Genomic DNA, 6,878 nt, shown 5'->3' with positions numbered 1-6,878 from the left:
CAGATAAGAATAATAAGATCAGATACAGGGAATGTGAGGTACGACAGGAGTTATACCAACGCATCAAATATGTAAAAAAGCCCAACAGGATGTTGGGCTTTTTTATTATCTGCTTTTAAGATTATCAACTAGATCTTCTGTTAGAAAATATGAGTGTTAGGCAACAGAATTATTGATTTTATTAAAAACTTTGAGAAAATCGATTTGCTCAATATTGACATTAAAAACTGATTTCAGCGTAGATTGATAATCTTCAATAGTGACTAGCTCTTTTTTAGTTGAGCCTAACTTACCATGTGTTCTTAACACATTATTATTTAATGAGGTTTTTTCATTATTCTTGATAATCGAGAACATCAAATTCTGGGTAAATACCGACTTTGGCGACGTCGAAACATACCAATTCGCTAAAATTAGATCAGACTCAGCAACTGCTTGCTCTGGATTAAAAGCATACACATTCATCCATATTTCTTTCACATAAGCTTGCAACATAAATTTCATTCCTGTTAAAGCAAACTCAGGAATATCTGTATCTTTCACATCAATCAAACGAAATTTTTCTAATGGTGTTTGTTGCACTGCATTAACTTCATTTAACGATAAAACACCTGCTGGCGTCATTCCACCAAATCCAGGGTCATATAAATACAAGATTCCATCAATTTTGACGATCGTCACTAAATGGGTTCGAGTTGGCGCCATCTCGACCTTCATATTTTGATAATAAACTCTTCCTAGTAGGTTGAATGTTTCAAAACCAAGCTCATTCAAAACAATTTTTGTCAGTGTGCTTTGTTCTAAGCAATAGCCTTCACGACCTTGATCTAAGAGTTTATCGGCAATGACTTGAGGATCTAATAAAACTTCATCCCCTAGAAATGGAGCTAAATTTCCAAATGGAATATTCTGAACATGTAAGGATAAAAGTTCTTGAAGATTTTCCAAGGTTGGGGAAAACTCCCGATTGAATCCAATCTTTTTTAGATAGCGCTGAGAAATAGATAGATTCAAAGTCATAGTTATTACCAAATTAATAATTTTAAATACTTTAATATCATATTTTTATAACAGCACTTTTGACAATCACTTTTGTAAATAATTTCCAACCCATTTAACATAAAATCTCTTATGCGAAATCAAATTTGATTCAAATAGTTATTCGACACCTTTACATAATTCTGTGCTGAATAAGGTAAAAATTCCAATTCTTTTTCTGTTAGCGGGCGGACTTGTTGTACGGGGCTTCCAATATACAAATAACCACTTTTTAAAATTTTACGTGGTGGCACTAAGCTGCCTGCGCCAATCATTACATCATCTTCAATAATCACATCATCTAAAACAATGGTATTGATGCCAATTAAAACTCGATTACCCACAGTACAACCATGTAAAGTCACATGATGACCAATGGTGACATCTTCACCAATAATCAGCGGTGAACCATTGGGTTTAGCTGCATTTTTATGGCTAACATGCAACATGGCATGGTCTTGTACATTAGAGTTTTTGCCGATTTTGATATAATTGACATCACCGCGAATCACGGCAAAAGGCCAAACCGAAACATTTTCAGCCAAAGATACTTCGCCAATGACGACGGAAAGATCATCAATATAACAAGTAGCGTCAATTTTAGGATGCTGATCTAAATAAGGGCGAATATTCTTTTTCATGATGATAAGTCAATATTGAAGGGCTACAGGAATTATAAAATAAAAAAGCACTCATACCGAAGTAGGAGTGCTTTATCTTTAGTTTAAGGCTTAATAAGATTATTAGGACTTAATTAAAATAAATTACTAAAGAATTGTTTGATATGGTCAAGCATTTTTGCAAAGAAACCTGCTTCTTCAACATCTTGAAGTGCAACGAGGGGTTTTTCTGAAATAACTTTACCATCTAGGCTAGCGACAAACTTACCAACCACTTGTCCTTTTTTCAGCGGAGCCGTAAGTTTGGGTTGCACAACCAATTGAGTTTTGATGGCATTGGCTTGACCTTTTGGCAAGGTAACATTGAAGTTTTCAGCTAAGCCAATTTTCACGTCATTTTCTTTACCGTACCAAACTTTAGCTTTAGCTAAAACTTGATTTGCAGGCTGTACTTTTACCGTTTCAAAGTTTGCATAACCCCATGCTAAAATTTCACGAGTTTGTGATGCGCGCTCGTTCATGCTTGGCGCACCAAAAATCACTGAAATTAAACGCAGTGGACCGCGTTTAGCGGAAGTGGTTAAACAGAAACCAGCTTCATCTGTATGACCTGTTTTTAAACCATCTACACTTGGGTCGGTATAAAGCAAGGCATTACGATTACCTTGTTTAATCCCATTAAAAGAAAATTCTTTTTCAGAGTAGATTGGGTAATACTTTGAGCTGTCATGAATGATGTGTTGCGCAAGAGTCGCCATATCTTTTGCAGTCGAGTAGTGACCTTCGGCAGGCATACCTGTTGAATTGACAAAACTGGTATTTTTCATGCCAATACGTTTTGCTTCTTCATTCATCATGTGAGCAAAAGTACCTTCATTACCTGCAATATGTTCTGCCATGGCTTTAGAAGCATCATTACCTGATTGGATGATAATCCCACGCAGCATTTCTAATGCTGTTGCAGTACCGTTGAGTGGTACATACATACATGATTCCGTGCTACTACCACGACACCATGCAGATTCGTTCATACGAACTTTTTCATCTTCCGTCAGGTCACCACTCAACAACTTTTGTTCGATGATATAACTGGTCATCATTTTAGTCATTGAAGCAGGTGCTAATTTTTCATTTTCATTTTTTGATGCGAGAATTTGCCCTGTCTCATAGTCCATCAAAACATAAGATTTATTATTGAGTTCTGGAGGTACAGATAAGACAGTTGCTGCGTAAGTAAAACTTGGTAATAGTAATAGTGCAGCAAGGACGCTTTTGTGGGTCATTCTAGGTGGTTCCAGTATCTTGATATAAGCACAAAGTGCTAGCATTTTAGGATAAAGCTAGACCGACTTCTACGGGGAAATCGGCTTATTTTAAAAGTATTGTAACCAATTTGTATCAATTATTGTATGTCGTCAATTCTTGGCAAATTTGTTTATTTTTAACATCACCTGCTTTTTTCGCATCAGACTTTGCTTCAGCTAAAATATTTTTGAAGCTTTTCTGCTGACTTAGCTTTTCAAGTGCTTTTACTGGGTTTTGTTCTTCTGGTAAATATTCTTGTGCAAGTTTTGCATAACCTTTTTTAAATTGATCATTTTCTTTGATTAAACTTGGGCAGACTTCTGATAAAACATAAATGGCAGCAAGTTCTTGTTGGGTGATTTTTTGAGTTGGGGTAACTTCAATATTTTCATCTTGTTGCGTAGCTGCATGGGTAACAGAAAGGGTCATGAGCGCAGTGGTTAAAAGACTTAAAGAAAGAGATTTGAACATAGATAATTTCATTTAAGCAGACCTAAATTATTTAAAAACAGAACAATATAATAAGCTTAACTGTATTTTTGTTAATTGTAAGTGCACAAATGTATCGAAGCTGTTGAAAAAACATGCTTATTCAATGTAATTCAAGTATCGAAGTTAAAAAATAGGGCATAAAGATTAATATTCTTTATACCCGTATATAAGATGTTTAATCTATTTAAGCTTACGCATTATGTTCGTAATTTACCACATCATCACAAACTGATTTTTGTTCATCTGGACTGGTTTCTTTAGCAGCTTGACGTGCTTCATTAAGAATTGATTTATATTCAGTGTCAGATTGAATATTAGCATAAGTTGCAGATTTATCTGAATAATCTTGTAGGTAAGACTGAATCAGTTGTTGAGTGTTTTGATCAAATTTTGCATTTTTACCAATGATTGCAGGGCATACTTCAATCATGACTTGAGCTGAAGCAATATCTTCTTTAACCATGGTGTTGGCTTCAGCTGGTGTTAAACCCTCATTAGCTAAAACGGCTTGTGATAATAGCGCTGCAACGCCTAAGCTGAATAAGCCACGAAATGAGATCATTTTAATCATTTTTGAGTCACATATTTTGAATGGATGTCGGGCGTTAAATATATATAATTCTTTATATAATTCAATAAAATGTTCTTACCAGTCATTTTTAACCATTACGAGATTTTTTAAGTGAATATATTAATTGCCAACGATGATGGTGTTTTTGCTCCAGGTATTCAAGCGCTTGCGCATGCTTTAGCTCCACTGGGTCGTGTGGTTATTGTTGCGCCTGAAAGTGAGCGTAGTGGTTTTTCCAGTGCCTTAACTTTAGATCGCCCATTACGTCCTATTCAAATTTCATCTGATGTTTGGGCTGTGAATGGAACGCCAGCAGATTGTGTATATCTATCCATGAATGGTTTATTCGACTTTGAATTCGATTTGGTGGTCAGTGGAATTAATAGTGGTGCTAATCTAGGTGATGATGTTCTTTACTCTGGAACAGTAGGTGCAGCCTTTGAAGGTCGCTTAATGAAACAACCTGCAATTGCAGTCTCGATGGCAGGACAAAATGTTCGTTCCTACGAGCATCCCAAAGATTATGCTCTTGCTGCCCCATGGGTACATGATTTTATTGCCGCCGGTTTACCTGTGTTACCACCACGTCATATTTTTAATGTGAATATTCCAGATGTACCCGTATTACAAGGCGCAAAAATTACCTATCAGGGTAGACGCAGACAATCAAAACCGATTACCAGCCATGTAGACCCACGTGGTCGTCAAGTTTATTGGATTGGTTTGTCTGGTGAGGCCGTGGCTGAACCACAAAAAGGCTTAACTGAAATAGAGTCAGATTTTTTTGCAGTAGCGAATGGTTTTGTGAGTATCACACCGATTCAAATGGATGCTACAAATTATGAAATTTTGAATACATTACAGGCGCAATTTTCCAAATAGTGCTGAGTAGTGTTATAACTTTGTGAAAATGCAGAGCTGAAATTATTTTTCACATACTTTTTTGCTAATCTTAGCGCAAACCAATAAATACATTTGTATGTAGAGAGGAAGATTAATGCACTTGGTGTCACAATATCGCTTATTTGCTGTGCCTTCAGCCTTGTTGAAAACCATAGTGTTGTCTACGGCTGTTATTTCCACCATAATTTTGAGTGGCTGCGCTTCAAAGCCACAAGTTAATAATGTAACGCGTTATGCAACAGCACCAGACTATTACACTGTTCGATCTGGAGATACCTTAAGTGGGATTGCTGCACGGTATGGTTTAGGTTATGTCAGTGTTGCTGAAATGAATGATATCGCATTGCCGTATCGTATTTATGTGGGGCAATCTTTACGTTTAAAAAATTCGGCACGTCGTACCACATCAACACAGGCGGTCACCCAAACTGCACCGATTCAACGTCAAACAGTGCAACTACCAACGACCCCAGCTAAACCTGTGGCGGCTAATATCCCAACAGCTCCAGTATCATCCTCTAAAATATCGGCTTTACGTTGGGTGAAACCAAGCAATGGCTCAGTCATCCAAAACTTTAATTTAGCCAATAATATTAAAGGAATTCGCTATGCGGGGAATATCGGTGATGCTATTTATGCAGCAGCCGATGGGCAAGTGGTTTATGCGGCAGATGGCTTGAAAGAATATGGTAATTTGATTTTGATTAAACATATTAATGGTTATATTTCAGCCTATGCACATAACAGTAAAATGAATGTGAAAAGTGGAGATAATGTAACTGCAGGTCAAAAAATTGCAGAAATGGGGGCGTCGGGTACAAACCGTACAATGCTGGAATTTCAAGTGCGTTTAGATGGTAAGCCAATTGATCCAACTAAGGTTTTACCTATTAATTAAATAAATTAATACAATGCATAAATTTCACCGTATAATACAATGAGTTGCTTTTATCAAAAGATAAAGCATCTCATAAGTTTTAGAGGGGAATTTATGTTAGATCAACTTCGAGCAATGGGTGTATTTGCTTGTGTTGTAGAGAAAAATTCGTTCAGTGGTGCAGCCCGTGGTTTGGGTATTACTACCAGTGCTGTAAGTCAGCAAATTCGTTCTTTAGAACAAGAGATGGAAGTGATACTTTTACATCGTTCTACCAGAAAGTTGAGTTTGACTGAAGCTGGACAAGCTTTTTTCCACAGCTGCCAAGAGATGCTCGCTGCTGCAGAGCGCGGAAAAATCAGAATTAATGAGTTGCGTGATGATCTTGTAGGCGATTTGCGTATTGCCACGACACCAGAGTTGGCTGCAAATCATGTCATTCCAGCATTATCACATTGGATGTCGGCTCACCGTGGTTTAGCAGTTCATATAGAAGCAGATAATCAATATATTGACCTCATTGATGGTCGTATAGATATTGCATTGCGAATGAGTTCAAAAATTGAAGATAGTAATTTGCATATTGTGCCGCTTGCTCGTGTTGAGCAGGTTTTGGTTGCATCACCAAGTTATTTGAATCAATCAGCGCCAATTTCACGTCCTGAAGATTTAAAAAATCATGATTTAATTCCAATTAATGTAATGAAAAATTATCAAAGTTTTTCATTTAAACATGGAGTAACAAGTGAAATTATTAATTTAGACATGAGATCTCGATTGACCTCAAATAATGTTTTGGTTGCCAAAGCGTTGTGTAAACAAGGGCATGGTATCGCTCGAATTTTATATTTAGACGTGCAAAAAGATTTAATCAGTGGTGCTTTAGTTGAAGTGTTACCAGAGTGGAACTTACCCAGTTTTACTTTGTATGCCATTATTTCAAAATGTGAACAACAGCCAATGAAAATTCATCGTTGTCTAGAAGCATTAAAACAATATTTCTGCCAATTATCTGGTGGTAGAATCTATCAAGATGCTTCATAAAAGCAAATAAGTATTAAAAAAAGCCGCT

8 protein-coding genes are annotated in these 6,878 nt (G+C 36.6%); 3 read left to right on the top strand and 5 right to left on the bottom strand.

The annotated features are described in order from the left end of the window. Positions 1-156: 156 nt before the first annotated feature. The 5 genes from B9T25_RS13285 to B9T25_RS13265 all read right to left on the bottom strand — a co-directional run bounded on the left by B9T25_RS13285 (position 157) and on the right by B9T25_RS13265 (position 4,026). A complete protein-coding gene (locus B9T25_RS13285) occupies positions 157-1,014 on the bottom strand; it encodes an arylamine N-acetyltransferase family protein (protein ID WP_086188891.1) in 858 nt (285 codons plus the stop codon). 125 nt (positions 1,015-1,139) lie between these two features. Then, positions 1,140-1,679: a gamma carbonic anhydrase family protein gene (locus B9T25_RS13280; RefSeq protein ID WP_086188885.1), complete on the bottom strand. Its 540-nt coding sequence runs from the start codon at positions 1,677-1,679 to the stop codon at positions 1,140-1,142. Positions 1,680-1,792: 113 nt separating this feature from the next. Next, positions 1,793-2,941 carry a D-alanyl-D-alanine carboxypeptidase PBP5/6 gene (gene dacC / locus B9T25_RS13275; RefSeq protein WP_086188884.1) on the bottom strand — a complete coding sequence of 383 codons (1,149 nt, stop codon included), beginning with the start codon at positions 2,939-2,941 and terminating at the stop codon, positions 1,793-1,795. Positions 2,942-3,056: 115 nt separating this feature from the next. After that, a complete protein-coding gene (locus B9T25_RS13270) occupies positions 3,057-3,446 on the bottom strand; it encodes an MCR_0457 family protein (RefSeq protein WP_086188883.1) in 390 nt (129 codons plus the stop codon). A 199-nt stretch (positions 3,447-3,645) separates the two neighbouring features. Continuing rightward, entirely contained in the window at positions 3,646-4,026 is a 381-nt protein-coding gene (locus B9T25_RS13265; protein ID WP_086188882.1) for an MCR_0457 family protein, read from the bottom strand. A 111-nt stretch (positions 4,027-4,137) separates the two neighbouring features. Here B9T25_RS13265 and surE point away from each other — a divergent pair, with 111 nt between their 5' ends. From surE to B9T25_RS13250, 3 genes are all read left to right on the top strand, one after another. Further along, the gene (surE, locus tag B9T25_RS13260; RefSeq protein ID WP_086188881.1) at positions 4,138-4,908 is read left to right on the top strand and encodes a 5'/3'-nucleotidase SurE; all 771 of its coding nucleotides are present in this window, start codon (positions 4,138-4,140) and stop codon (positions 4,906-4,908) included. 115 nt (positions 4,909-5,023) lie between these two features. Then, positions 5,024-5,827 carry a peptidoglycan DD-metalloendopeptidase family protein gene (locus tag B9T25_RS13255; RefSeq protein WP_086188880.1) on the top strand — a complete coding sequence of 268 codons (804 nt, stop codon included), beginning with the start codon at positions 5,024-5,026 and terminating at the stop codon, positions 5,825-5,827. 93 nt (positions 5,828-5,920) lie between these two features. Continuing rightward, positions 5,921-6,850 carry a LysR family transcriptional regulator gene (locus B9T25_RS13250; protein WP_086188879.1) on the top strand — a complete coding sequence of 310 codons (930 nt, stop codon included), beginning with the start codon at positions 5,921-5,923 and terminating at the stop codon, positions 6,848-6,850. Positions 6,851-6,878 lie beyond the last annotated feature (28 nt).

The organism is Acinetobacter sp. ANC 4470, from assembly GCF_002135335.1.
In the GTDB taxonomy this organism is placed as follows: domain Bacteria; phylum Pseudomonadota; class Gammaproteobacteria; order Pseudomonadales; family Moraxellaceae; genus Acinetobacter.
The sequence above is the reverse complement of the archived record's forward strand: the minus strand, read 5'-3'. Positions and strand labels throughout refer to the sequence as shown.

Coding starts and splice junctions, on each gene's coding strand:
- B9T25_RS13280 (WP_086188885.1), bottom strand. CDS start 1,679: ATGAAAAAGAATATTCGCCCTTATTTAGATCAGCATCCTAAAATTGAC.
- dacC (WP_086188884.1), bottom strand. CDS start 2,941: ATGACCCACAAAAGCGTCCTTGCTGCACTATTACTATTACCAAGTTTT.
- B9T25_RS13270 (WP_086188883.1), bottom strand. CDS start 3,446: ATGAAATTATCTATGTTCAAATCTCTTTCTTTAAGTCTTTTAACCACT.
- B9T25_RS13265 (WP_086188882.1), bottom strand. CDS start 4,026: ATGATTAAAATGATCTCATTTCGTGGCTTATTCAGCTTAGGCGTTGCA.
- B9T25_RS13255 (WP_086188880.1), top strand. CDS start 5,024: ATGCACTTGGTGTCACAATATCGCTTATTTGCTGTGCCTTCAGCCTTG.
- B9T25_RS13250 (WP_086188879.1), top strand. CDS start 5,921: ATGTTAGATCAACTTCGAGCAATGGGTGTATTTGCTTGTGTTGTAGAG.